Origin of the sequence: Candidatus Nitrosocosmicus sp. FF01 (assembly GCF_047711275.1) — an archaeon.
In the GTDB taxonomy this organism is placed as follows: Archaea; Thermoproteota; Nitrososphaeria; order Nitrososphaerales; family Nitrososphaeraceae; genus Nitrosocosmicus.
In genome coordinates this window covers 15,299-39,105 of sequence record NZ_JBLNIG010000002.1, presented here as the reverse complement: position 1 = coordinate 39,105, position 23,807 = coordinate 15,299, and the positions used below count along the sequence as shown (strand labels likewise).

Annotated in this window: 22 protein-coding genes and 1 tRNA gene; 14 read left to right on the top strand and 9 right to left on the bottom strand. The window is 34.6% G+C overall.

Translation table 11 applies throughout. The features are described 5' to 3' along the window. Positions 1–12 precede the first annotated feature (12 nt). Both ACMT7R_RS05620 and ACMT7R_RS05615 read left to right on the top strand, forming a co-directional pair. Entirely contained in the window at positions 13–3,003 is a 2,991-nt protein-coding gene (locus tag ACMT7R_RS05620; protein ID WP_415310653.1) for a DNA topoisomerase VI subunit B, read from the top strand. Between the two features lie 12 nt (positions 3,004–3,015). Further along, positions 3,016–4,116 carry a hypothetical protein gene (locus tag ACMT7R_RS05615; protein ID WP_415310651.1) on the top strand — a complete coding sequence of 367 codons (1,101 nt, stop codon included), beginning with the start codon at positions 3,016–3,018 and terminating at the stop codon, positions 4,114–4,116. Between the two features lie 95 nt (positions 4,117–4,211). Here the strand turns inward: ACMT7R_RS05615 and ACMT7R_RS05610 are convergent, their stop codons facing one another. The 3 genes from ACMT7R_RS05610 to ACMT7R_RS05600 form a co-directional block, all read right to left on the bottom strand. Next, positions 4,212–5,174, bottom strand: coding sequence for a DNA adenine methylase (locus ACMT7R_RS05610; RefSeq protein WP_415310649.1), 963 nt, complete (start codon positions 5,172–5,174; stop codon positions 4,212–4,214). Between the two features lie 109 nt (positions 5,175–5,283). Beyond that, on the bottom strand, positions 5,284–5,898 hold the full coding sequence (locus ACMT7R_RS05605; protein ID WP_415310647.1) for an NADPH-dependent FMN reductase: 615 nt from the start codon (positions 5,896–5,898) through the stop codon (positions 5,284–5,286). A 53-nt stretch (positions 5,899–5,951) separates the two neighbouring features. Further along, positions 5,952–6,812 (bottom strand): hypothetical protein, encoded by an 861-nt coding sequence (locus ACMT7R_RS05600; RefSeq protein ID WP_415310645.1) that lies wholly within the window; start codon positions 6,810–6,812, stop codon positions 5,952–5,954. Positions 6,813–7,229: 417 nt separating this feature from the next. On the opposite strand from ACMT7R_RS05600, the gene ACMT7R_RS05595 reads away from it, so the two are divergent. Next, positions 7,230–8,270, top strand: a complete 1,041-nt coding sequence (locus ACMT7R_RS05595) for a hypothetical protein (RefSeq protein WP_415310643.1) — start codon at positions 7,230–7,232, stop codon at positions 8,268–8,270. Between the two features lie 62 nt (positions 8,271–8,332). On the opposite strand, the gene ACMT7R_RS05590 is transcribed toward ACMT7R_RS05595, so the two are convergent. Further along, on the bottom strand, positions 8,333–8,827 hold the full coding sequence (locus ACMT7R_RS05590; protein ID WP_415310641.1) for an acyl-CoA thioesterase: 495 nt from the start codon (positions 8,825–8,827) through the stop codon (positions 8,333–8,335). Between the two features lie 257 nt (positions 8,828–9,084). Here ACMT7R_RS05590 and ACMT7R_RS05585 point away from each other — a divergent pair, with 257 nt between their 5' ends. Together ACMT7R_RS05585 and ACMT7R_RS05580 are read left to right on the top strand one after the other, a co-directional pair. Next, positions 9,085–9,651 (top strand): hypothetical protein, encoded by a 567-nt coding sequence (locus ACMT7R_RS05585; protein WP_415310639.1) that lies wholly within the window; start codon positions 9,085–9,087, stop codon positions 9,649–9,651. A gap of 59 nt (positions 9,652–9,710) precedes the next feature. Continuing rightward, a complete protein-coding gene (locus tag ACMT7R_RS05580) occupies positions 9,711–10,511 on the top strand; it encodes a hypothetical protein (RefSeq protein WP_415310637.1) in 801 nt (266 codons plus the stop codon). A 244-nt stretch (positions 10,512–10,755) separates the two neighbouring features. Here ACMT7R_RS05580 and ACMT7R_RS05575 read toward each other — a convergent pair whose 3' ends face one another. Beyond that, positions 10,756–12,237 carry a DEAD/DEAH box helicase gene (locus ACMT7R_RS05575; RefSeq protein ID WP_415310635.1) on the bottom strand — a complete coding sequence of 494 codons (1,482 nt, stop codon included), beginning with the start codon at positions 12,235–12,237 and terminating at the stop codon, positions 10,756–10,758. Between the two features lie 141 nt (positions 12,238–12,378). On the opposite strand from ACMT7R_RS05575, the gene ACMT7R_RS05570 reads away from it, so the two are divergent. From ACMT7R_RS05570 to ACMT7R_RS05555, 4 genes are all read left to right on the top strand, one after another. Beyond that, positions 12,379–13,077, top strand: a complete 699-nt coding sequence (locus tag ACMT7R_RS05570; RefSeq protein WP_415310633.1) for a hypothetical protein — start codon at positions 12,379–12,381, stop codon at positions 13,075–13,077. Positions 13,078–13,082: 5 nt separating this feature from the next. Next, positions 13,083–13,358, top strand: coding sequence for a hypothetical protein (locus ACMT7R_RS05565; protein ID WP_415310631.1), 276 nt, complete (start codon positions 13,083–13,085; stop codon positions 13,356–13,358). A gap of 102 nt (positions 13,359–13,460) precedes the next feature. Next, complete coding sequence (locus ACMT7R_RS05560; protein WP_415310629.1) at positions 13,461–15,218, top strand: helicase C-terminal domain-containing protein; 1,758 nt, start codon at positions 13,461–13,463, stop codon at positions 15,216–15,218. A 160-nt stretch (positions 15,219–15,378) separates the two neighbouring features. After that, positions 15,379–15,861: a hypothetical protein gene (locus ACMT7R_RS05555; protein ID WP_415310627.1), complete on the top strand. Its 483-nt coding sequence runs from the start codon at positions 15,379–15,381 to the stop codon at positions 15,859–15,861. 72 nt (positions 15,862–15,933) lie between these two features. Here ACMT7R_RS05555 and ACMT7R_RS05550 read toward each other — a convergent pair whose 3' ends face one another. Together ACMT7R_RS05550 and ACMT7R_RS05545 are read right to left on the bottom strand one after the other, a co-directional pair. Continuing rightward, entirely contained in the window at positions 15,934–16,203 is a 270-nt protein-coding gene (locus tag ACMT7R_RS05550) for a hypothetical protein (protein WP_415310626.1), read from the bottom strand. Positions 16,204–16,503: 300 nt separating this feature from the next. After that, positions 16,504–16,773: a hypothetical protein gene (locus ACMT7R_RS05545; protein WP_415310624.1), complete on the bottom strand. Its 270-nt coding sequence runs from the start codon at positions 16,771–16,773 to the stop codon at positions 16,504–16,506. A 266-nt stretch (positions 16,774–17,039) separates the two neighbouring features. Here ACMT7R_RS05545 and ACMT7R_RS05540 point away from each other — a divergent pair. Further along, positions 17,040–17,129, top strand: a tRNA-Lys gene (locus tag ACMT7R_RS05540). A 56-nt stretch (positions 17,130–17,185) separates the two neighbouring features. Beyond that, a complete protein-coding gene (locus ACMT7R_RS05535) occupies positions 17,186–17,695 on the top strand; it encodes a hypothetical protein (protein ID WP_415310622.1) in 510 nt (169 codons plus the stop codon). Between the two features lie 58 nt (positions 17,696–17,753). On the opposite strand, the gene ACMT7R_RS05530 is transcribed toward ACMT7R_RS05535, so the two are convergent. Continuing rightward, entirely contained in the window at positions 17,754–18,410 is a 657-nt protein-coding gene (locus tag ACMT7R_RS05530; protein ID WP_415310620.1) for a nitroreductase family protein, read from the bottom strand. A 233-nt stretch (positions 18,411–18,643) separates the two neighbouring features. On the opposite strand from ACMT7R_RS05530, the gene ACMT7R_RS05525 reads away from it, so the two are divergent. Both ACMT7R_RS05525 and ACMT7R_RS05520 read left to right on the top strand, forming a co-directional pair. Further along, the gene (locus tag ACMT7R_RS05525) at positions 18,644–19,378 is read left to right on the top strand and encodes a hypothetical protein (protein WP_415310618.1); all 735 of its coding nucleotides are present in this window, start codon (positions 18,644–18,646) and stop codon (positions 19,376–19,378) included. A gap of 635 nt (positions 19,379–20,013) precedes the next feature. Further along, entirely contained in the window at positions 20,014–20,226 is a 213-nt protein-coding gene (locus ACMT7R_RS05520; RefSeq protein WP_415310616.1) for a hypothetical protein, read from the top strand. A 265-nt stretch (positions 20,227–20,491) separates the two neighbouring features. On the opposite strand, the gene ACMT7R_RS05515 is transcribed toward ACMT7R_RS05520, so the two are convergent. Beyond that, positions 20,492–21,469, bottom strand: coding sequence for a hypothetical protein (locus tag ACMT7R_RS05515; protein ID WP_415310614.1), 978 nt, complete (start codon positions 21,467–21,469; stop codon positions 20,492–20,494). Between the two features lie 1,564 nt (positions 21,470–23,033). Between ACMT7R_RS05515 and ACMT7R_RS05510 the strand changes: the two genes are divergently transcribed. Then, entirely contained in the window at positions 23,034–23,594 is a 561-nt protein-coding gene (locus ACMT7R_RS05510; RefSeq protein ID WP_415310612.1) for a hypothetical protein, read from the top strand. The last annotated feature ends 213 nt before the right edge of the window (positions 23,595–23,807 follow it).

Below are 23,807 nucleotides of genomic sequence, written 5' to 3'. Positions count from 1 at the left end.
CTATTATATTTGATGCCGACCAAATCCTCTGCCGCTCCTACTACTAATACTGCTAATGCTACTAATATGACTACAAAGACGGCCACTTCTGCTATTACTGCTACTACTAATGCTACTGCTAACAATACTATTACTACTACTACCAAGACAACCCCTGTTCACGCTACCTCAACAAAAACAACAATAAAGGATAGTGTCGTTTTGGATTCCAGCAGGGATAGATCATTAAAGAAAAAAGAAGAAGAAGGACATTCTGCTTCTTTAAATAAGCTAGAAAAATACAAGATTATTTATAATAAGAAAGCAGAATCTGAGTTTTTTGTAGATAATTCCGCTTTGGCCGGTTTTACTGGTGAACGTATACTGTACATGGCCATACGAGAGCTAATCGAAAACTCGCTAGATTCTTGTGAGAGTTTTTCAATCTTACCATCAATTAATGTATCTTTGAAAATTTATGATCAGGCAAATGATCTGTGGACTCTTTCATGCGAGGATAACGGGACAGGTATCAACTCCGAAAAATTACCTGTCGCGGTATGCTCATTTTTGACTTCTGCTAAATACATGGAAAAACAACAAAGGGGACTTTTTGGTGTCGGATTAAAAATGGTTGCGGCCTTCTCTACAAAGGATACGGATTTTCCTATCAAAGTATGGAATCGCTCCATTGACGAATCCGATGAATATTATTTTGAACTTAGGACTGATATTGGAACTAATAAACCCATTGTATTATCCAAAAAATTACTAAAGGGCCCTGATGCGCGCTTCGACACTGCTACCACAGGCAAATCTGGATTCAAGATAGAAGTTATTTTAAGAGCCAAGTTAATGCCCATAACTAAAAACAAGATTTACGAGTATGTTTCTGAAACAAGTATTGTAAACCCATATGCATCTATTACGTTTGAAACAGATGACGGATTGTTTCACTTTGACCGAAGGACATCTATAATGCCGCAGCCGGCACAAGAAATTCTACCACATCCTTCTGACATGGATCTCAAGACTCTAAAAAAAGCAATTTCAAAATTTCAGAGTCAAAAAATGTCACTACCCAAAATATTAAGCTCCTCTTTTCAAAAGCTCTCATACGAAAAGGCCAAGGACATTGTTACGAATGCTGGGCTCTCACTAAAGACCGCCATAAGTGATTTCAGTGAACACGATCTTATTAAAGTAGTAAATATATGTAAAAAAACACGATTCCAGAATCCTAATACCGACCACTTAAGTCCCATTGGAGAGAATGTTTTAACTATTGGAATGATGTCTGAGTATACTATCGTCTCAAGCAAAAATAATAGTACTAATAATGATACTACCATATCAGCTGATAAAGCTGAATCTCACAACTCGGTTGTCAACAAATTAGAATCTGATAATTCGTCAGTGGCTATGAGTGATTCTTATGCTGCACCTACTACTGCTACTACTGCTACTACAGTTGCTAGTCCTCATATGACGACAACAGTAGATAATTCAGTGGCGACGTTATCAAATACAGAACAATCACTACTACAACAACAGAACCAGCAACAAATACAACAAAAAAATAATATATCTTCTAAGTCTAATTTTTCAGTCAAAGTCCTTAAACCTGTCTTAACGACCTATACATCACGAACATGTGTCATAAACAATAGGCCTACAATTGTTGAAACCGGCTTGGCTTATGGAGGTGATATTCCTTCGTTTAAAATGTACCGGTTTGCAAATAAAATTCCCTTATTATATGATGAAGGCTCAGATGTCGCTAGAGAGGTAATATCTGAAGTTGAAATTAATAAAATGGGTATTACTAAAAAACAGGCCAAAGAACAATTCTCTACCAACAAAGAATCAAAAAAAGATAGAGTCATCGAAGTGTTACCATTGCATATATTCTTTCATATTTGTTCAACAAAAATACCGTACAAGACTGCAGGAAAAGAAAGCATTGCTTCTGAGGGCGAATTAAAATATTACATGAAATCCTGCCTTTCAGAGTTATATCGAAAATTAAGTACTCAGATTCGTAAAGAATTAAAACTAAAAGAGGCCGAAAATAAGTTGCGATTATATAAACACTATCTTCCTTTCATCGTAGATTCCATAAATGAATCTCTTGGAATCAAGAATTCAAAATTAAATGACTCTTTTTCTCGCTTAATTGAGAATCATCTGGCTAAAAAGCCAATGATTGATGAAAACGAAATGTCTTCTTTGGCTAATGTTCTTCCACAAGCCACTGCCACTGCCACTGCCACTGCCACTGCCACTGCCACTACCACTACCACTACTACCGCTGCTTTGACTTCTAGAGGGGACGCGTTGCATGCAAGTTCCTCATCTCCTCCTTCTCCTTCTCCTTCTCCTTATGCTAATTCCGCAAATTTAGAAGGGTCTTTTGATTCCACAGTTTCAAAAGGTTCTACTGTTTCCACAGGTACTATCGAATCCCTCTCTTCTTCAAATTTACCATCACAAGCGTTATATAAAATTGATCATCGCAATCAAAAAATGAATCAGGTTCAAAGGTCTAAAAAACAAGATAAGCAAAAGAAAAATTCAGTTTCTGATTTTGGACCTGGTGGCAAAAATACTAAATCTTCAGGTCTGCCCGATAAATCAAAACCTTCAACTAAAAACAGGAAATTGAACCTAAAGGTTGTAAATAATAAAAAGAAAGAGAAAGAGAAAAAGAATGCTACAATTAATGAAAAAAAATCCAAAATGCCAGCACCAGTTACTATTAATAAAAAGAACAATAGATCCGATAATATTTTGAAAAAAGATATTGGCAAAATTGAAACCAAAATTAATAAAAAAAAATCATCAAGTAAAATGGATAAAGAAACTGGAGGTAGAAGAAGGGAAAGTAAAAGAGGAGTAGAAGTGGGATTGCGAGTGAAAGGTAATGCAACTAAAATTCCCTCTTCTCATCCTTCTCAAACAAAACAAATTCAATCAACCATTGATTCATTCAGTAAAAGAGTAAATAAGGGTAAAAGGAAATAGGTGATCTATTAATTGTCTACAGTAAAAAAACAGGAATTTATATCTATAGTAAAACGGATTATGAAGAAAATTTCTGATGACGTTATAAAACAGAATCAAATGCCGGTTTTGGATTTACCAAAAATAGGTTATGATAACACCGTTTGGTCCAATGAAAAAAGGATGCTCACCACTGGTGACAAAAAGGTCGAGGTTAGCCCCGATAGTGTTAAGAGGATACCTACATTTGCTCAGTACTTGGTAATGGCAAACGCTGTAAAGAAGTTGCTAGATGAAGATATGGAAAGTACTATACGAGGGATGTACTATGCTACCCTTAGTAATGTTGGAGATGATAAAAATAAACAAAAATTTTGGACCGGACAAGAGGACTCAGATAATGCCATAAAAGCAGTGGAACTTTTGACTGGTATCCCGAGGGAGGAATTTTCCGTAACTTCTAAACCAAAGGGCATGATCTCTGGACCCATAAAATTACGAGTTGGAGGGGATGTTATTGATTGTAATCTTGGAAGCCGGGCTACGTCTCAGCTAATTCCTACCAACATAGGCGATGTCCAAATTGAGGACGTGAAAGCGGACTTTGTTATGGTGGTGGAAAAAGATACTGTTTTAAATAACATTAGAAAATCAGGATTTATTCAGAAATATAATGCCATTTTATTAACTGGTTCAGGGGAACCTGATCGTGCCACTCGAATGATGGTAAAGGTTCTAAACGAAAAGTGGAAAAAACCAGTAGTTGTCTTTGCTGATGCAGATCCTTGGGGGTTAGGTATTGCTTTAAGATATAAAATAGGTAGCGAATCTTTGAGTTACGATAGTGAAAGACTTGTGACTCCAAATGCTCAAGTCCTTGGAATGATGTTCTCTGATATCTACGAGTTTAACATACCAGAAGTTGCGAGACTGACAGCTACTGAAGAAGATATTAACAGGGCAAATGATATGAAGAAAAAACCGTGGATGCAGAATAAACAATGGCAAAAAGAACTAAACCTCTTTTTAAACAAGAAAGAAAAATGCGAATTGGACGCTTTCTTTAAACATGGATTCAAATATCTATCTGAGACTTATTTGCCACAAAAACTGCGATTGGCAGGTCTAATATGATTACCAATTTAGTAAACTAACAATCAATCAATCAATCAAGCATAATTAAAATCAATCAAGCTTGAAAACTACCTTATTTTACTGTATTTAAGGACCTATCTATCGATGATTGTAGTTGATACGATTATTTTCTTATTTTTACCCTTGACTACTGTCCGTTCTATGTTGTTTATCTTCTTGTTCCTGTTAAAATTCGTAATAATTAAATCATGATGATCACTTCGTCTTTTAGCGTCACAGTTGATATTTCTTTGTGATTTAACCTTGAGGATACGGTATTTTTCATAAAGAGATTTTACATAGTCTGAATTGGAGTTTGAAAGTAATACTTTAGCGCCTATATCGTTGAGACGGTCAAATTCATTGGCAAGTTCTGCATGTTCCTGTACTCCGAAATTTTCTTTTGTATAATCTGTAAAGTTTGCTGTTCTTGAAACAGGAAAATATGGCGGATCCAAGTATACAAAATCATCTTCTTGGCATTTTGTAGTGGTATTCTTGTAAATATCACATCTTATATCAACCTCCGAACGATTTAGTAAATTGGAACATTCCATTAGTTTTTCTTTATTGCAAATTTTTGGGTTGAAATATCTTCCATGAGGAACGTTAAAATTTCCTATTTTATTTACTCGGTATAATCCATTGTAGCAAGTCTTGTTTAGAAAAATGAACCTCCCTGCTACTTCCGCTGCTGAGTGGGTATTATTACTAATTTGGATGTTTAATTGGTTGGCGTCAGTGTTGTCTCTGACTGAATAGTAATATTTTTCACCGCTCTTGTAGTATTTTTTTTGATGATTCTCCAAGATCTCTATTAATTCTTTTACGTTGTCTCTAACTACTCTATATGTGTTTATTAACTGAGGATTGGAATCTGATAAAAAAGCTTTAAAGGGTTTTCTTGTTTGGATTAAATAAAAGAAAAAGGCGCCACCGCCTAAAAAGGGTTCAAAATACCTGTCAACATAATTTGGTGTTAGCTTGTCTAAGAGCACTACTAGTCTTTTCTTTCCACCAGCCCATTTCAAAAACGAAGTTGTGTGAGTTTTATGCAATTGGTGTGATATTATGAACTAGATTAACATTAAGACATATGATTGTTTTCTATATAATTGATTTATAGTACAAACCCCTAAAACGCTTTTATTGTTCTATCTCTGTCTTTTACTCCTTTGCTAAAGTTAGAAAAGAATATGATTCTTTAACTTTGTTTGACGTATCCGAAAGAAATTGATCTCTTATAGCTTTTCCGTAAAATACTATATCCCTGGATAACATCTCGATACGCAAGATTGTCTTTTTGTTCGTTATGTTGCCCTCTGAATCAAAATCATCTGAGCTTGTTGAAATACCATATGGCATGCTCCACCCGTAACATTGTCTTACTGCTGTTCTCATTTGTTCCATTACTGTTAACCCTTTTTCATGTGATGCACAAATATATCCAAATGTTTTTCCAGAAAATTCTTTCCAAAAGAAATCCAAAAAATTCTTTAAAACTCCTGACATAGAACCGTGATAGTCTGGGGAAGTCAAGATAATTGCATCTGCCCATCGGACAAGCTTATTGGCCATCTCTAAACTCTCTTTTTCTGACAATGGAATTTTGTCCAAGTCTAGATTGGGTTCATAAATTGGTAGTTTGTTTTTCCTAAGATCAAATAAATTTATTTCTGCATGATAGTTGTTTTTAGATGTTTTTAAAGCAAGATCTAAGGCTTTAAAACTATAGGAATTGCTTCTCATACTCCCTGCAATTCCCAATAATTTTATAGTCATTAGTTTTTTTTCATGTGTTTATTATTTGAATATTTAGTTACAAAAAGAGAGAATTAGCTATTGTAGTTCTCTGCACAATTTACTATTTCTTCTGTGGATAGGTAGTTACCTTTGTCATATGCTCTTTCAAAGCATGCAGTGAGCAACAATTTGCGTTCCTGTTTGGTTACTGTGCTTTCATTGTAAACTTTGTTTTCATCGTCGTTATTATTGTTATCATTATCATCATCATTGTCTTTGTCTCTTGCATCCTTGTCTTTATCATTATCATTATCATCATTTCTGTTGTTGTCATTATCATCCTTATCATCATCATCATTGTCTTTGTCTCTTGCATCCTTGTCTTTATCATTATCATTATCATCATTTCTGTTGTTGTCATTATCATCCTTATCATCATCATCATTGTCTTTGTCTCTTGCATCCTTGTCTTTATCATCATCATTATCATTTGGATTGTTTTGGTTGGATGTGAAGGCGGTCGATTGAACCGGTGCAAAGGTTGCTCCATTAGGATTGTTGGTGTCCACCACTTTTACTACACCTGCGCTATCGCTTTGTCCTCCAACTGCTGTTTGGGGACCATCAGATGCTGGTGGATATGCTTGGCTTTGCACAGGGGTTTGGCTTTGTTCTGCTGGGGTTGCAGGTGTAGATGCGTTATTGCAGTTGTCCGCTGAACCAGCTGCATAAACATATGTTTGCATAAAATTGACCACACAGTTTGCGTTCTGCATAGCAGAGTCTTTATTTGGATCGTTGGGTGAAGTATACATGTTAAAATTGTTGTTATAATTTACCAAGTCACCTGTGGCTGCATTAACTAGCTTTACAGATGAAAAATTAACTGAACTTAAGATTAGTAACAAGAACATTGCCGATATTACTGTGGGAGCTAATTTATTGAAATACATGATGTAATTTTTTAGTGGATATTCTTTATGAGGATTGTTTTTAATAATTATGTACGTGTTTTTTTCTCAAAACTATAATCTAATTCTAATAGAAGATTGATTGTATTTTTTTCAACAGCTTGCTTATCTAACATCGTGAAAAATCTCCTTTGCAAAGTCTAAAAGTAAACTATAGTTTGACAATTACAATTTTACATGAAATAAACTACTATTGCCATAATATACAGCCATCCAATATTGTGTAGACTGGGAACACCAATAGCTTTATTGCAGCTTTTAATCCATACATACACATCTATACAAAAAAAGGTTTTACCGGAATCCTGAAAAGCTGCGGCAAAATAGTAGAGAGATAGACAATTAAATTACTAGTTGTTTTCTTCTTTTAATGGTTCGGATTATATGGTGAATTCAGACATGGTCAAAGGAAATTATTTTGATAGACTTGAATCTCTTTTTGATAATGGCTTGATAGATCAAAATGCCGTTACTCAGTTGCGAAAAAGAAGTCTAAAAGTTTATGATACTGTTGACGATTTACAATGTCCCTATTTGTCAAAAGTGATTCCATATGTGGTAATTGGTGCTTCGGAAGAATTCGTTAGTAAGTTGACAGTTCCCTATCAAGCTACCAGTTTTATTGCTGCAGAAGCCTTTTCATCTCACAGCGGAATCTATGCTTTCAAGCTGCTAGGATTGAAGGGTGGAGGCGTCACTTTGCTTACTGGTGGTAGCAGAAAACTTGGAGATAATGTGTTTGCTTCGTTGCACAGAATGCTTGTAGGAAACAACGCCATTATTGTCACAGTAAACAATATGATGGAAAATCATGCTCAGATTTGGTCATGGGATTTTTTTGGAAATCATCTGAGACCCAAGTATCCAAAAATATATGATGAGCTTTTGAATCTCTCCAAGAGATTTGTTAACTTGGACAAGTTTTACTTTGTAGTATCCATACGTTCGCTTGAAAGTATAGCCAAATCAAGAATAGTAGAATTATATGAAAAAAATGAGATAGCCATGCTTAATCCAAAAAATAAGCTGAGGGTAATCATTTTGACTACCGACGCGGTATACGAACATCTTTCAAAGATGATCAAAGAATCTGAGTTTATTACGTACCTGCAAACTGGAGAAAAATTTGACATGCACAAGGGGCTTCAAATTCTTCGAAAAGATTACGGTATAAAGTATCTGTTAAATGATGGGGGTAGGAAAATGTCTGAATCGATGAGAGATGAAGGTTTGTTGGCAGAAGAAAGGGTCACCTTGGAACCATTTAATGCTGCGACCCTAAAGTACAAGATAGATGAAAACTGCATCCTTGGAAAGAAGGGATGGGGAGTTGACGGTTCAGAATTGAAAGGTTCTTTGCTGCTGGATTCAATCAGAATCGGAGATGAGAAGGCAAACGTGTACGTTTATCCTCTCAATGAATCAAAGATCAAATATTGAGGTAAAATAAGGATTAATTCTGTGGCTATTTAATATCTTATCTTACTATCCTTGCTGTTTGCTCACCTTTTCCTGTTTTTGAGCCTGGTATTCATCCGCTCCTCACCTTCCTGAAATCTCCTTTGCTCTTCGTCATTTCTCAATACTAGTTTTGGAACCTCGGTTGGTTTTCCCTTTTCATCTAGGGCAACTAAAGTTACATATGCTGTGCCAGTGTGAACCTTTTGAGATTTGTTCAAATCCTCTGCTTCTATTTTTACCTCAACTTCCATAGAACTCTTTCTTACGTAGTTTATTCTGGCCTTTAAGATCAAAGCGTTTCCTATGTATACTGGCTTTAAAAATGTCATACTATCCATGCTTGCTGTTACAATGTTGGCATGGCCGGCGTGTCTTTTTGCAACCAGTCCTGCTAACAAGTCAACATATTTTAGAATCATGCCTCCAAAAACATTTCCAAGCGGGTTGGCATCGGAAGGCAGCATTACAATTGTGGTCTCTGCTTCAGATTCTTGCACTGTTTTTTTGATTATATTTTGAGCATTTTCTTCAGACAATATAAAAAAACAAGCGACATGGAAGTATTAATTCTTAAATAATAAAAGGGCATGATTTTTTTGCAAGGCTAAAAGCTAAATTTATTGAATTTATATTAAACTTTGGCTCAGTATCTCATATGCTTTTGTCTGACCCAGTTAGACTATCAAGTATTATTATATTTAAAAATCTTGTGAATTTTCATTGTTATTCTGTCCAAAGGCTATCTGGTCTTGGACAATTTAAAATTTTAACCTGCTCTGCCCTTCTCCTTGGCTTGTTTTATTTTAGTTTTGTTGACAGCGATCAAGCAGCTTTGGCTCATTTTTTTGGTGGTACTAATGAAGGTGATGGTGACACCAGCAGTTTAAGTGGGGCTCAAAACCAGACAGCCGGAAATTTTGTAATCGATCTTTTGCTAAATCCCTCAAAACCATTGGTAGGAAAAGATACTGCTTTTTTAATGCAGGTTAAATCTACTCAAGGCGATGAAATCATAGAATTACCTGTTGCTTTTTATATCCTCAAAGATGGAAATCCGGTGTTTTCCAACCCCGCTAATTATATTATGGTCAGACAAGGTCATTATGATTTTAACTATACTTTTAGCGAACCGGGCAAGTATTTGCTTTTTGTCGATATAAAAGATATTTTTTATACACTGGATATCCAAAGTGCTACATTCGAAATTGATGTACAAGTACCTGTACTTGAAAGAATAAACGATTCTGTAATTAGCTTTATGATTAATTATTATTATATATTTGTCATTCTTGCAGCCCTTGTGGGGGTTTCCTATGCTATAAAAGTAAAAAGACGCAACGGAGTAAAGCAAACCACATAATGATATTTCGACTTTTGTACTGAAAACTACATAAATACCAGTAATTTTATTATAAAATAATGATGAAAAAATCCACTAGTACAAAAGTATCACTTTTTGTAGTTTTTGTGCTCGTATCTGCAATATTTTCTGGTAATGGATACGTGTACGCACAAAACGAATCATTATCTGAAGCTCTAAATGTAACAGAGGTACCACTTGACAATTCTACTAATGTAACCCAAACAACAGTACCAGTTGAGGAAGAGTTATTGCCAACAACAACAGATGGCTTGGTGGCTGATAGTCCAACCGGCAATGAAACAGAAACTACCGAAAATGTAACCGAATCAGTACCAGTTGAGGAAGAGTTATTGCCAACAACAACAGATGGCTTGGTGACTACAAATGCAACGAGTGCAGCACCCAGAGATGAAGCTTCATCTACCGATGACCACTCTGAAAATGCTACCGCTCATGAAAGTACAGTGACTAGGGATTCCCAAACTATATTGTTAGAAGGTGAAAGTTTACCTGAAGGCAGTTTTATTCACCTGTATGATTCCACACCATATAAGATAGAAAGTGGTCATATTGCAGCAAAGGTTCCATGTGATGAAGCAAATGCTACCGCTGTAGATGTTTTGATTGGTCAAGCACCGAATCTAGCACCAGCTGAATTAGAATTTGTAGCACCACTGTCCTCACCTGGAGACCTTTGTCTCTATCATGCAGATATTGCATCTGACGACGCAAACACCATCACAGATATTGCAATAGCAAATAACTCTACAGATGATATTGACTTTGCAGCTACATCCACAATCGTCTTGGGTGTTAATGAAATTAGCCCATTAGCCGACCACGGTCACGCAGAGTAAAAAATCATCTTCTTATTTTTTTAATTTCTAGTTTCAAATTTTAAATTTCTAAACAAACAAGTATTTTATCTCTCATAGTGATTTTGCTGCCTGGCTAGTAATACCTGCGAATTTAAATCGATTCCATATATTTAGTGTACAAGCTTTGAAGATGTAAAAATAATAAAATCAAAAATGAATATTTTTTGGTTCCAGCATCCATATACAGATAACTGGAATAAGTGTCTTCTTGTGTTTTGTATTGTTAGTCAGAGTCTTCTCTGCTGTAATTATTCCTTCTTCCCAACGGTCTGGTAATTCCGCTTAACCTTCTTGATTGAAATTTGCTGCTGTTGTCGTAGTTGTTTCTAGACCTTTGTTCTGCTGGAATTCTACTGCGTCCATAGCCACGTCTGCTATCTCTGTCACTACTACTACTGCTACTGCTACTACTATTGCCGCTGTTGTGGTCACCACTTCTGCCATAACTACTGCGTCCATAGCCACCGCCGCCACTACTTCTGCCATAACTACTGCGTCCATAGCCACCGCCGCCACCGCCACCACGGCCGTAATTAGATCTGTAACGACTGGGTCGTGGAGGACTGTTGACATTAAAGTCTACTTCTATTCCATACTCGGTGTTGAGGTTCTTTAGAGAGTTCTTTGCGATATTTTGAATTTTTCTGAGTGTAAACATGTCGTGCTGGGAAACAAAAGAAAGCGCAGTGCCGTTTGCCCCTGCTCTAGCAGTCCTTCCTATTCTGTGGAAGTAGGTCTCTACATCGTCGGGGATATCGTAGTTAATAATGTGGCTTACAGAAGTTATATCCAATCCTCTTGATGCAACATCCGTAGCGATTAAAATGTTGAATCTCTTATTTCTAAACCTAGAAAGAGTGTTTTCTCTTTGTCTTTGATTTAGATCTCCATGAATACTTTCGACGTAAAAGTCATCATCTCGTAGTTTGAATGTTAAATCTCTGGCCCTCTGCTTTGTTGCCGTAAAAACAATGATGTGACTTTCATCTTTGTTTGAGATGGGTTTGAGGGTGCTAACCAATTGTTTGAATTTGTCTTTTTCATTGAGGAGTAGATAAGATTGATTTATGTTGGCTTGAGAGATTGTCTTTTCAATACTTATTTGCTTTGGATTGTTCATCTGCTCTCTGGCAAGCTGGACTATTGAGTCAGGCATTGTTGCCGAAAAAAGGCAGATTTGCTTTTTGTTGTCAATGTGTGAAAGGATTTCTTTGATATCATCAATGAAACCCATATCCAACATTCTATCTGCCTCATCAAGAACAAGAAAATTAATTTTGCTCAAATTAATAGTTCTTTGATTCATGTGATCCAGGAGTCTGCCAGGGGTGGCGACTACGATGTTTACACCTTTATTGAGTATTTTCTTTTGCATTTGATAATTTTGTCCGCCATAAATGGCAACGGACTTTAGGTTGCTATACTTTACAAGTTGATTTATTGTGCTTGTAATCTGCATAGCCAATTCTCTTGTAGGAACTAAAATAAGTGCCTGAAGAAAATTATTAGGATTCAACTTACTCAACATAGGTAGTACGAATGCGGCTGTTTTACCAGTTCCTGTATTCGATCTACCAATAACGTCTTCTCCTTTTAAGATAAGTGGAATTATTGATTCTTGAATAGGAAATGGTTGTTCGATTCCCGTTTCTGTTAATGCTTTCACTATAGATTTTTCAATACCAAGTTCTTCAAAACTAACCAATTAATATATTCAGCTCGGATTACTAAATGTGGTTATACCTTATAAATAGCAATGCATTGAAATCATGAGTCATGCTTTAATAGTAGTAGCTAAACCAAAAGCAAAGATTTTATTTAAAAATTTGTTAATAAAATGGAGATTTTGAATAGCTATAATTTTGTTTTGTTGGGGGATACCTCAATTGCGGGAGAGTTGGGAAAAAAGGGGACATCTAGTGATATCACAATATACGATCGAAAAACAAATGATAAGATTATTTCATATTGTTTCCCTAATACGTACCCCGAAAAGCTTCAACCATTATTACAATCTGTAGCAATGTCTGATTACGCTATAATCAATATTTCAAAACTCGATACTTTTTTGGGTGAACAACTTGTTGCCGTTGATATTTTTGGGATAAAAAGAGGTTTTATTTTGCATAGCTATGAAATTGACGCTGAAAAGATTAGAAATATAATAAAAAATACCGGATTATCATCATTTGTAATTTTGGATAATTTAGACCAGCTAAAAAGTGCCATTGCTGACCTGGGTCAAGAGCAAATCGATGGGGCTGAGACCGATTTTGCTAAAGAAAAAGAAAATGAAAAAGAAGATGGGGTTTGTGTTTCTATAGATCATGCTTTTGATGTTAAGGGAGTCGGAACGGTGGTGCTGGGTTCTGTAAGGCAAGGAGCGATCAAACCATACGACGAACTAGTACTCTATCCTGCTGACAAACCCATAATGATTAAATCTATCCAAATGCACGATGACCCTGTAGACATATCAAAGAAACCTTCACGTGTGGGCCTTGCATTAAAGGGTGTTTCAGGCAAAGGATATTTCACGAGGTGACATTATTGCATCAATCTGGTTTGGCCAAAATTGCTTACAATGACCTTCAGGTCAAATTTATCAAAAATCAATTCTTTAAAGAAGATCTCTCTGAAACCCAGAATTATATGATCTCTGTGGGCCTTCAAATCCGTACTGTAAAAATAAAACAGATCGCTGATTCAAACCTAAATATTACATTTGAAAAGCCACTAGCGTACGTGCGAAATGAAAAATGTGTATTGTTTAGACCCGATTCCAAGGGAATGAGGATTATGGGCTATGGAATTATTATAGAATAAATCTACTTTGAAAAGAGAATACCCTGGTTGGTTGATTAGTTGGTTAGTTGGTTAGGCTTTAATAAGCCATTTACATACAAATAGTCATCCCCTCTTATGTCTATGCGAAGTTTTTTCCCTCTTGAGACCATTCGTCCTAAACAGGCCCAGGTTATTGAGGAACTTGATCAAGCTCTAAAATCCAATTACAAATTCATATTCTTAGAAGCTCCCACTGGATTTGGCAAAAGTGCAGTTGCTGTTACTTTGGCAAGATTTTTGGGAAGCTCTCATATCTGTACATCTACAAAAGATCTTCAAACACAATATAACAGAGATTTTCCATATCTTTCGGAAGTAAAAGGACGTAACAACTTTCCCTGTATAATAAAGGAGGATATGGGAATAAGTGAGAACTGTGAATACGGACCATGTTTGAAGGATGATGATTTTGATTGCATTTACAAAACTAGGATGAGCGACTATGATGTAAAGGCTGAAGGGACCATTTATGAAAACATAGACATAAACAAATTCGCTTTAAAAAAATACCACGATAAGGCAAGGGAGCATTCTCAACTGATTAGAATTGAGTGGAAACCATGCTTGTATTATCATCAAAAGTGGATATCTATCAAATCAAGCCATACAATATACAATTACAAGTATTTTTTATCTGATTTGTTTTATTCTTCGGGCGCAAACAGGAGAAAACTTTTGATATTAGATGAAGCACACACACTAGAATCTGAATTATCGTCTTTTAAAAATATTATTTTTAGCAAAGAATCCCTGACTAGGTTCTTTCCAAAAATCAAATTACCCGATAGCAAGCAAACTGATGTAGAAACCTGGATAAATTTTTGTACCACTTTAAAAGAACAGTTTACTGGGTATGTTGAAAAAGCAGCGAATATTTTGGGAGCAGGAGGCGGCGGCGGTGGCAGTAGTAGTAATAATAGCAGTAGTAGCAGCAGTTTGGGTCAGGATATTTATGTTAGCGAAAAAAATCTGATTGATGCGCTAAATTATGAAAAGAGTTTGTCATCGTTTTTGGAAGATTTGCGGCTTAACAAGGAAAACTGGCTTGTTACCAATATTACTAAAAATGAAATTGACAATACTCTATCAAGGATCAAATTAGAACCATTGGTCGTATCAAGTTACTTTGAAGATATATTTGACAAGGGTGAAACTTCTCTGCTAATGAGTGCTACTATATTGAGTAAAGAAAACTTGTGCAAAGCAGTAGGACTAAAAAGCGATGATGTCAAGTTTATAAGAGTTGAAAATTCAGATTTTCCAATCAAAAACAGGCCTATTTACTTAATGAATGTAGCGTGGTTAAATGCAAGGACAATGAGTGAATCTTTGCCAAACATCGTTAAAGTACTAGATAATTTGCTAACTGTACATAAAAATGACAAGGGCATTATACACACTACGTCATATTCTCAAGTTCAATATATCAAAAATAATCTATCAAAAGCTAATTTATCACGTCTTATCGAAACCAATCCAAAATTTGACAGAAATGAAATGATTTTAAAACATGTTCAAAGTACAAAACCCACCGTTCTGATATCGCCTTCGATGTTTCTGGGAGTCGACCTTAAGGATGATCTTTCTAGGTTTCAGGTTATTGTAAAGGTGCCCTATCCTGATTTAACTGACAAAAAAGTCTCTGTTTTAAAACAGAGAAATCCCAAATGGTATGAATGGAATACTATTCTTAGACTTATACAAGCATATGGGAGGAGTGTACGAAATTCTGAAGATTATGCAAATACCTACATTTTGGATAGCAGTGTTTCATTTTTGTTAAAAAACGGACGAGATATGGTTCCAAAGTGGTTTTCAGAAGCTATCATTACAAGATAGGGGTCACTACAATATCATCAAAGATGGGGAGATGTAGATATACACGCACACGCGTGCGCACCTGTGAGTGTATGTGTATAGGTATGAGCGTAATATACAAATCGATAGATTCTTACTTTTTTTACAAAAGTAAATAATCATTTTAAAGCTATTAGTGAATATGGATATCCAAATACAGGATTATGAAAAATATTGCTATAAACCTGATATTAGAATAAGAAATTATTATTTTCAATGGGACACTGGTGGATTAGGCCTTGCTACACATGAATTAAACCATTTTAGGAATTTTGTTCGCAAGATAATCCCTGTATTAGAACAGTATATGATATTTTTGCAAAACGACAATAATATTGATAGAAATGATCCTTACAGGGATAAAAAACAAATCTGTATCAGAGACAAATATAACCAAAAGACTTCATTTTTAATGTTTATTGATTCTCAGGGGTCTACTATTTTTTTTAGGGAAGAATCCTGTGAGGTTGATATAAATCCCAAACATCAAAATGGGTATGATACATATTCGGTAGATCGGAGTAGAATCGATTCCAATAACAGTAGTAGTAATAATGATCATAGCAATGTCAAAATAGATCTAAAATGGTTACTTGGAGAACTATTATTTGATAGAACAAAGTAAGATAATATTGAAAATAATAATAATAATACTACTAATTTGAAAAAAGACTAGAAAAGAAAAAAAGGATAGAGTTTATTGCTGACCTGCAGCGATGTTACCGTCTTGGAATTGGAACATCAAGCCTACGTTGTTACATCCAGCAATTGTGAAATCTCCGGATACACATTGTGCATTCTGCTCGTTTGCTTGACCCTGTTCAATTTCTTGCTCTGCGTCATTGTGTTTCTTCTTTCCACCTGCATATGCATAGTTGTCGCCAAAGGCTACTACTGAACCTATGAGTGCTGCTGCAATAAACATTGCAAATATTCCGACTTTATAGTTTTTTGTTATGTTACTCATCGTAATTGAAAAGTATAATTGAAATTAATTATATCATAGTTTGGATGGTTGTTACTGTTATATTTATCGCAAATAATTTTCTAGATCTTAATTACAGAATAATAAAGGATTGTTGAAATCTATGATAAGTACAATATGACCCAAAAACTAGTAACAACGATGTAATAGTAATAATGGTAATGATAATTATTGATTGAGATGTGATGGTGACTATATTCTAAGAAGGTTAATAACTAAAACTTTAAAATGATCTGTAAAAGCAAAATCTGATATTTAGTAAAATAATAAAAAAAGGGAGGTTTATTGTTGACCTAAGGCGAGTTCGCCGTCGTTATTTTGGAATAATAATCCTACATTATTGCAGTTTAGTAAGGATACTGTACCAGTAACACATTGTCCGTTTTGTGCATTTTCTTGACCCTGTTCAATTTCTTGCTCTGCGTCATTGTGTTTCTTCTTTCCACCTGCATATGCATAGTTGTCGCCAAAGGCTACTACTGAACCTATGAGTGCTGCTGCAATAAACATTGCAAATATTCCGACTTTATAGTTTTTTGTTATGTTACTCATCGTAATTGAAAAGTATAATTGAAATTAATTATATCATAGTTTGGATGGTTGTTACTGTTTTTATAAAGTAGTATAATGATCAAAGAATATTTACTCGAACATTTTATCATTGTAGTTGTTTTTCAATTACTTTTTTTTGTTTAGCTGCCCAAGGACATACTAACTATTGACTTTTTGAATAAAACAGCTATCACTTTTGCACAGAGGCGTGTAAAAGAAAGCTAATCTATAAAATTAAATTGTACTAGTCCGGTATAGGAGTTGATGGGCCCGTAGCTCAGCCAGGTAGAGTACCGGACTTTTAACTAATCAAGAAAGAAATCCGGCTGTCTGGGGTTCGAATCCCCACGGGCCCGCTTCATAACTGAATCCTTTTTTAGGCCCGATGTGATGAATATCGTTAGGGATAGAGTTGCAATCATTTGAGTATAATGATACCGAACCAATTATGATGGATTCTCCATATTTTAGATTCATTTATGCATTGAAGGCTCCTGAAACAAAAAGACAGTATCCGAAACGGCTGGAGGTTTTTCTTGACTATTTGAAATTACGAGGTACAACCATTGAGGAGAAGGCTAATCAATTTTATGAATTCATAAATCAAGACCCGAAGACCTTTCAAAATACTTTGTTAAATTATATTATCTTTCATAATGATCGAGCCAAAAAGGGACAAATATCTCAATCAACTATTCCTAACTATTACAAACCCATAAAGTTATTTTGTGATATGAATGATATTATAATCAACTGGCGATTAGTAACCAGAGGTATCCCAAAGGGAAGGCATGCATCAGAGGATCGTGTTCCTACTAGGGATGAAATAAAGAAATTGTTAGAATATCCTGATAGACGAATTAACCCTTTCATATTTTTTAGGAGCATGGTTCTAGATACATGTTTACTACGTTCCAAATAAGCAGTAATAACTAAGATGGCCTATCTGATATTGTTCTAATAAATGGTGATGACGGCCCCTACCATGAATTCGTGTGTAATATTTTTTCTATTGTATCTCTTGGCGCAGGTTTAAATGAGGTTCCCTTATAGTAAGCTACAGGAAGCAACGCCACTTGCATAACTTTTTCGTATGGAATATTCAATAATTTAGCGGCCTCTCTTTCAAATAAAAGGTGAAAACTGGTCCAAGTTGTTCCCAGTCCGTATAACCTCGCAGCAAGCATAAAATTCCAGACTGCAGGAGCAATTGATCCCCAAATAGCGCTTTGGACTACCACTGGAACATTTGATCCGTCGGTTCTGCCTTCAATACAGGGAATAACAAATACAGGAACTTTTCTTAAATTGTCTACTAGATACTTTGCGGATTCATATATTTTTCTTTGAGATTCACTCTTCTTTGGGTCATCAGAGCTTATGGTCTTGGCAACAGAAGTTGGTGAATCTATATAGGATTGCCATCCCTTTCTAAAGAGATCAGATAATGAATTCTTCTTGACTTGATCAGTAATAACCAAAAAGTGCCAATTCTGTCTATTGGAAGCCGATGGAGCCTGCTGGGCTATTTCTATGCATTTTCTGACTAATTCAATTTCCACAGGTTTTTGAAGATCAAGTCTCTTTCTTACGGCTCTTGTAGTTGTAAGTAGTTCTTCAGGAGTTAATGCAGTCATACTTATGACCCTGAATCTTGATTTATAAAACTAATGAAAATTACGATTTATTAATAATTCGCTATATGGAATCAAATATTAGTTCGTAACCTTGCAAACATATACTTTTGATCCGGTGTATACTTATTAGATAATTGTGAAGTCTGCATCACGATAATGTTAATGATATGTATTTAATCACAATAATTGGCAAAAGATAAAAACTTTTAATAATAGCTATTTCTAAATAAATTATGCCAACACCAGGCTGGGCTAATTATAATCCAGCTACCAGAATATTGACTATTACATGCCAGTTGTGTAACAATAGGATTCTTTGGAATCCTGTGGATCCAGCTACTGTTATACTTTCAATAACGGCAAGTGTGGGCGATGGGGGTTCAGCTATCAAATATCATTCAATTATTTGTCCATTTCTGCATAATAACTCGCCATGTCAAACAGTCTATGAAATAAAGTATAATCATAGCACAGATAATGTGCTAGATGTAAATATAACACCCCAAGGATGGTACGAAAGAATGTTGATGGATATGGCAAAAAGATGGCAAGAAAATACAATACCTACCCTAGACAAAAGGGCAGAATATATGATAACAACAATAGTAGGATTGATCGCAGTAAATTTTGGGATTATATACGTGTTTAATATCACAGATATTTTTAATATCTCAGATCTAGTTATCAAACTTGTTCCAAATGTTTTTCTTTCCATATCTGTACTGTTTTTTGCTTTGTCACATTTTCCAGAAAAAAGAACAATACGATTAGATGTACCAAAAGAAATATCGGAAGCTTACGAAACAAATATTGATAGGAAATACTATAGGCAAAAATGGGGATATGCTCTTTTCATAGTTGGATTGATTGCAATAGCAATAGCCGCCTCAGCATCGTTTTATACAGTTCCTGATCCAGTATCAAATGTATCATTGAAAGGGGAGGTCACCTTATTACCCCCACCTTAGATTATAACCTTATAATCAACCCTAACAGATAGTTTGATAATAAATATCTCGCCATGAGATAATGTTGCCGGATCATTTCCCATAATAAAATTCACTCGGATAAGTCGTCCAAACGTTCGTACATACCTGTTATTTGATTTAAAATCATTGGACTCTTTAATCTTGAAGCGTATCCCCATGCACCCAAACTAAATGATACTATAATGGGGTAATACTATTTGGAATGTCTGATATCAATATCCTTGGAGCTATAACTTTGAACGGCAAAATTTACAATACAGAGAAGTAACAGGATTGATGGAAGTTATGGACAATACAATTATAAATCTACAAAGAAGGAAGCGAAATTCATCTTGACAAACAAGATCATTGAATCTAAAGAATGTATTATAGACGGATGGGATGATTTTTCTGATGGAATTAAGATAACGTGACTGAAATAAGTTCGGGTAGCTATATCCATTTGGGATTAAACTATATCGATAGGTAATTAATCAAAACTATATACGAACATTACAAGGGAAGAAAATCAATAACGATTCAATTATCTGTAAATGAGGACAGTGAGTAACAGACAGAGATAATGGATAAGGATACGGTATATACTAAAATAAGGCGGTCAAAATTAAACAATATTGAATGATATTAAACCGTTAAGATGTCCTATTTGTTCTTATGAAACGGTTAATTGGGTTCTACGCGAATGGAAGGATCAGATAAAAATTAAAAGTTGGATGAGTCGTGATATGTTTGATCACTTAAAAAAGACTCATGACTTGAATGAAGATAGGTCAATAAGAAAAATTATAGATCTTATAGAGGAGAGGTATAGCAGGGATAATGACTAGTCAACCAAAGTATAACAAGGACAGTATTATATTCTCTATGTTGGTGCATCACTACAATCGGCTAAAATAATCTTTTATTTTTACGAAGTCTAGATGAGATTCAACCTTGAACCGTATCCCCACATGCCCAAACTAAATGATATCAAAAAAGGTAACACAATATACAGCATAGATTAGAGTAAGAGATGATGCAAGCAATCTAATATCTAACTTCGTATAGTTAAGTACGTTAGCGAAAGACAGTCAATCCGGATGAGTTATCGAACTAATTGCCATTCATGACTTCAAGACTCTTTACCTCATTCCAGTGTTTCTCGAAGATTATTTCTTGAACCTGCACTTTATGTTCCTCATTTGTAAATGAGGCTATCATCTTATTGTCATTGTCATAACGTACTTGAAGAACGTATTTGCTATCACTTATTAAAATCATTTCGTCAAATCTGCCTAGATTATTCCAATATCCCATTTGTATGCGTTTGCTTTCCCTTTCTTCAATAACTGAGTTCATCTTAATTTGAAAATATTCACTAGTGCTGTCTACAAGAATCTTGATACTTATTCCTCTATCTAACAACGATTTTACATAAGGTAATATGTCTGTTTCAAAAATGTTATGTAGTATTTCAAAAGATGAAAATATTATCAATTCATTAGCAACCTGATTGACTAATGAATCGATTTCACTTCTAATTTCATTCTGATCTGTAATAATTCGCAAATAATTTAATTTCTCTTGATATTCGATTTCTTTTAATCTATGTGATAACGGAGTAGCAATCTCCCATAGTCTATCAAACAGTTGTTGTTGGCTTCCCACAAGTGCTCGAGAATTGCTAAAGAAGGCCTGAGAGGGAGGTTCATTTTCTTTGTGGAATATTTGAACCATATACGATGTTTCATCCATAATTGCAAAATTGGTTCTTATGCTGTTGACATGTCTAATTTCATGATGTCTTATCGAATTTATATATTGCAGATTTTCCTTTGTAACTTCAGTAATCAATCTAAACTTGACCCCACTTTCTTTTGCTTGCTTTTCAGCCATATTGATTCCCTCCCTAAAATAATTCCAAACAAAGTCTAGCATCGGCCTGTCCCAAACAATGTCAAACCTATACTTGACATTTAAAAGAGCAAATAGCCCTATCTCAAACATCTTTTTGGGTTCGAGTATGACTTGCGTGATTTCAGGATGCACAAATTTTGATTCCTTTAACTGTTCGAGGACTATGTCATCCACTCTATTATATTTACAATATATTTTATAAGGATCTTGAGGTCGTGACTTTTTTTCATTATGGTCAAAACATGACTGATGTTTAAACCCTGATACTCTATCTGTATTAGATTAAGATCAAGTTCTTTTATGCTACTGCTTTTTAATTAGTGTTAATTGTTGAATTTTTGGTAAAACGATTTGTATGACGTGGTGACTTCTTATCCTATAACAAGATTTATGAACTCGGGTTCTATTCAATCTTGAACCGTGTCCCCACGGGCTCAAACCAAATAATTCGCAAATGGGTAATGCTCTAGTCAAAATTTTTCTAGGTTCTAAACCGCCCTAAATGATATCTTCACAACGCATTAAAACAAACATAAATCTCTAATCAATTCTATACCTCAATGGAAATTATATGTTGATTGTGGGGATACATGTTGTAACTAGTTACATACAGCAGCCACCTGTATTTTTTTAGAGCCCTAATAATCTATGCAAATCTTGCTAAAACTTTTTTTTGAAGACTTTTAAGGAGGATCAATAATTTTTCTAATTTCTTTTAATTTGCTAAAATATTAAATAGATAGGTAGGTGTAGGAGTACCTAACTCTATATCTTTGATTTTTCTAATAAATATCTAGGATTCAATCAAATGTCGGAAAATCGACATATGATGTACTAATATTATCCGAGTTCAGTTTTATCATCAAAACCAACACGGCACAGTTCTTATTTTAGCAGAGTAACTAATAGTGACAAGGTGTGTATTTTGCTCTGCCACCTAATTTAGAGAGTTTGGATGGGTTAAGATGATTATCTTTTTTGATTATGTCTTGATGGATGTTGTTGGTGGTGATTCATGTTGCCAAATAGTTAAGAAGATGCGACTATATTCTGTAATTATCTAATTTCCTTGAGGCTTGAGTTTTGATAAGTGTGAATAAAGAAAAGATGGAAAACCCTTTTCCATCGCTAAAATCTTTTGCAAGTTATTGATATTATTGACTTTTTCTCTTCTCTTACTTATCGACAGATTAGGGAATAATCATATCACTAAAATAAACTAGTTTTATATATAGTAATGGTCAGAAGACTATGCCTTCATGTATAGTAGCTATGGACATATCTATAAAGGATTAACCGATTGATCATAAAAATCTGTAACGAGACTATAGACAATGTTGATCTCATAGTTACAATATGCGTATCCAGATATAGTTCAACAGAGGGGTAGTTATCTAAAAGATAAGTATTATATCTTGTTGATATACAAGAAAATGAATACTCAAACATGCTTCTTTCATATATTTAACACAAAACAAAAATTAAAAGAACTAAAGATCTAATATTTTAAAAGTGTCCTTAGATATCCAGCTAACTTCTATTGAGAAGAAAACTACTGTGTATTAGAACCTTATTATCATGAGATACTTAATCCCCACCGGCCCGAATACTTTTTTTGTTTGTTAGTGATGAAAATTATCTTCTAGATGTCATTCTGTCAAGTTTACTTCTCCGAAATTCGAATCTATAAAAAGTTACTCTGAGTAACTCTTTTATTTATTTATTTAATATCATAATTATGAAAAAGAAATTTTACCAATGCGACGAGTGTGGAGAAAAATTTGGCCGAAAATGGAATGCGCAACGTCATAATAAGACAAAGCATAGTTCTGCATCTGAAATAATTGACATGAATGTCAAAAATAAAACTCTAAATCGATCGTCTAACATATACGTTCGCTACAATAATAAATTTGATATTCTCAATCAAACCGATTTAGAGATATACAACAAATACAATAAAAAATTTCCTGATATATTCAATCTAAGTAAGGAAGATGTTAAAATTATTAAAATTATTGATCAATTGATCAAACCATTCAATGAATTAGAGGCCTTATTAAATCACACCGATGAAGAGACAAAGGCATTTATTCTTTCTGAAAGTTTCGATATGAGCATACAATCTCATACTCCTGTGGAAGACATGAATGAGATGGTCGAATTGTTACGTTCTATAGATGGAATCAAAAAGATTTCCAAGTATAGAAAAATGAATGATAATACCATAGGTGATCCTATAACTGATATAAAACGCAAAATCGAAAAATCATTTTTGTTCAATAGACCAAATAATTAGAAAATAAAACAAATAATCTATTTCATATGTGTAGTCCTGAAAAACCCAAAAGAATTGAAAAAAAGGTGTTCCATTGAGAAAGCAAATTGGTGCTGAGAACAGCTATTGCTCATAATACCCTTTAATTGCGGTACTAATTAAATCAAAAAGCCAAATATTTTGTTAATTTAGACCATCCAGCTATTTGTAAAAGATTGCTTATCATATGCCTAA

Excerpts from the sequence above, each read along its gene's own strand:
- ACMT7R_RS05560 (WP_415310629.1), top strand. The coding sequence starts at position 13,461 with ATGCGAAGTTTTTTCCCTCTTGAGACCATTCGTCCTAAACAGGCCCAG.
- ACMT7R_RS05595 (WP_415310643.1), top strand. The coding sequence starts at position 7,230 with ATGGTCAAAGGAAATTATTTTGATAGACTTGAATCTCTTTTTGATAAT.
- ACMT7R_RS05600 (WP_415310645.1), bottom strand. The coding sequence starts at position 6,812 with ATGTATTTCAATAAATTAGCTCCCACAGTAATATCGGCAATGTTCTTG.
- ACMT7R_RS05605 (WP_415310647.1), bottom strand. The coding sequence starts at position 5,898 with ATGACTATAAAATTATTGGGAATTGCAGGGAGTATGAGAAGCAATTCC.
- ACMT7R_RS05555 (WP_415310627.1), top strand. The coding sequence starts at position 15,379 with ATGGATATCCAAATACAGGATTATGAAAAATATTGCTATAAACCTGAT.
- ACMT7R_RS05525 (WP_415310618.1), top strand. The coding sequence starts at position 18,644 with ATGCCAACACCAGGCTGGGCTAATTATAATCCAGCTACCAGAATATTG.
- ACMT7R_RS05510 (WP_415310612.1), top strand. The coding sequence starts at position 23,034 with ATGAAAAAGAAATTTTACCAATGCGACGAGTGTGGAGAAAAATTTGGC.
- ACMT7R_RS05545 (WP_415310624.1), bottom strand. The coding sequence starts at position 16,773 with ATGAGTAACATAACAAAAAACTATAAAGTCGGAATATTTGCAATGTTT.
- ACMT7R_RS05530 (WP_415310620.1), bottom strand. The coding sequence starts at position 18,410 with ATGACTGCATTAACTCCTGAAGAACTACTTACAACTACAAGAGCCGTA.
- ACMT7R_RS05620 (WP_415310653.1), top strand. The coding sequence starts at position 13 with ATGCCGACCAAATCCTCTGCCGCTCCTACTACTAATACTGCTAATGCT.
- ACMT7R_RS05550 (WP_415310626.1), bottom strand. The coding sequence starts at position 16,203 with ATGAGTAACATAACAAAAAACTATAAAGTCGGAATATTTGCAATGTTT.
- ACMT7R_RS05580 (WP_415310637.1), top strand. The coding sequence starts at position 9,711 with ATGATGAAAAAATCCACTAGTACAAAAGTATCACTTTTTGTAGTTTTT.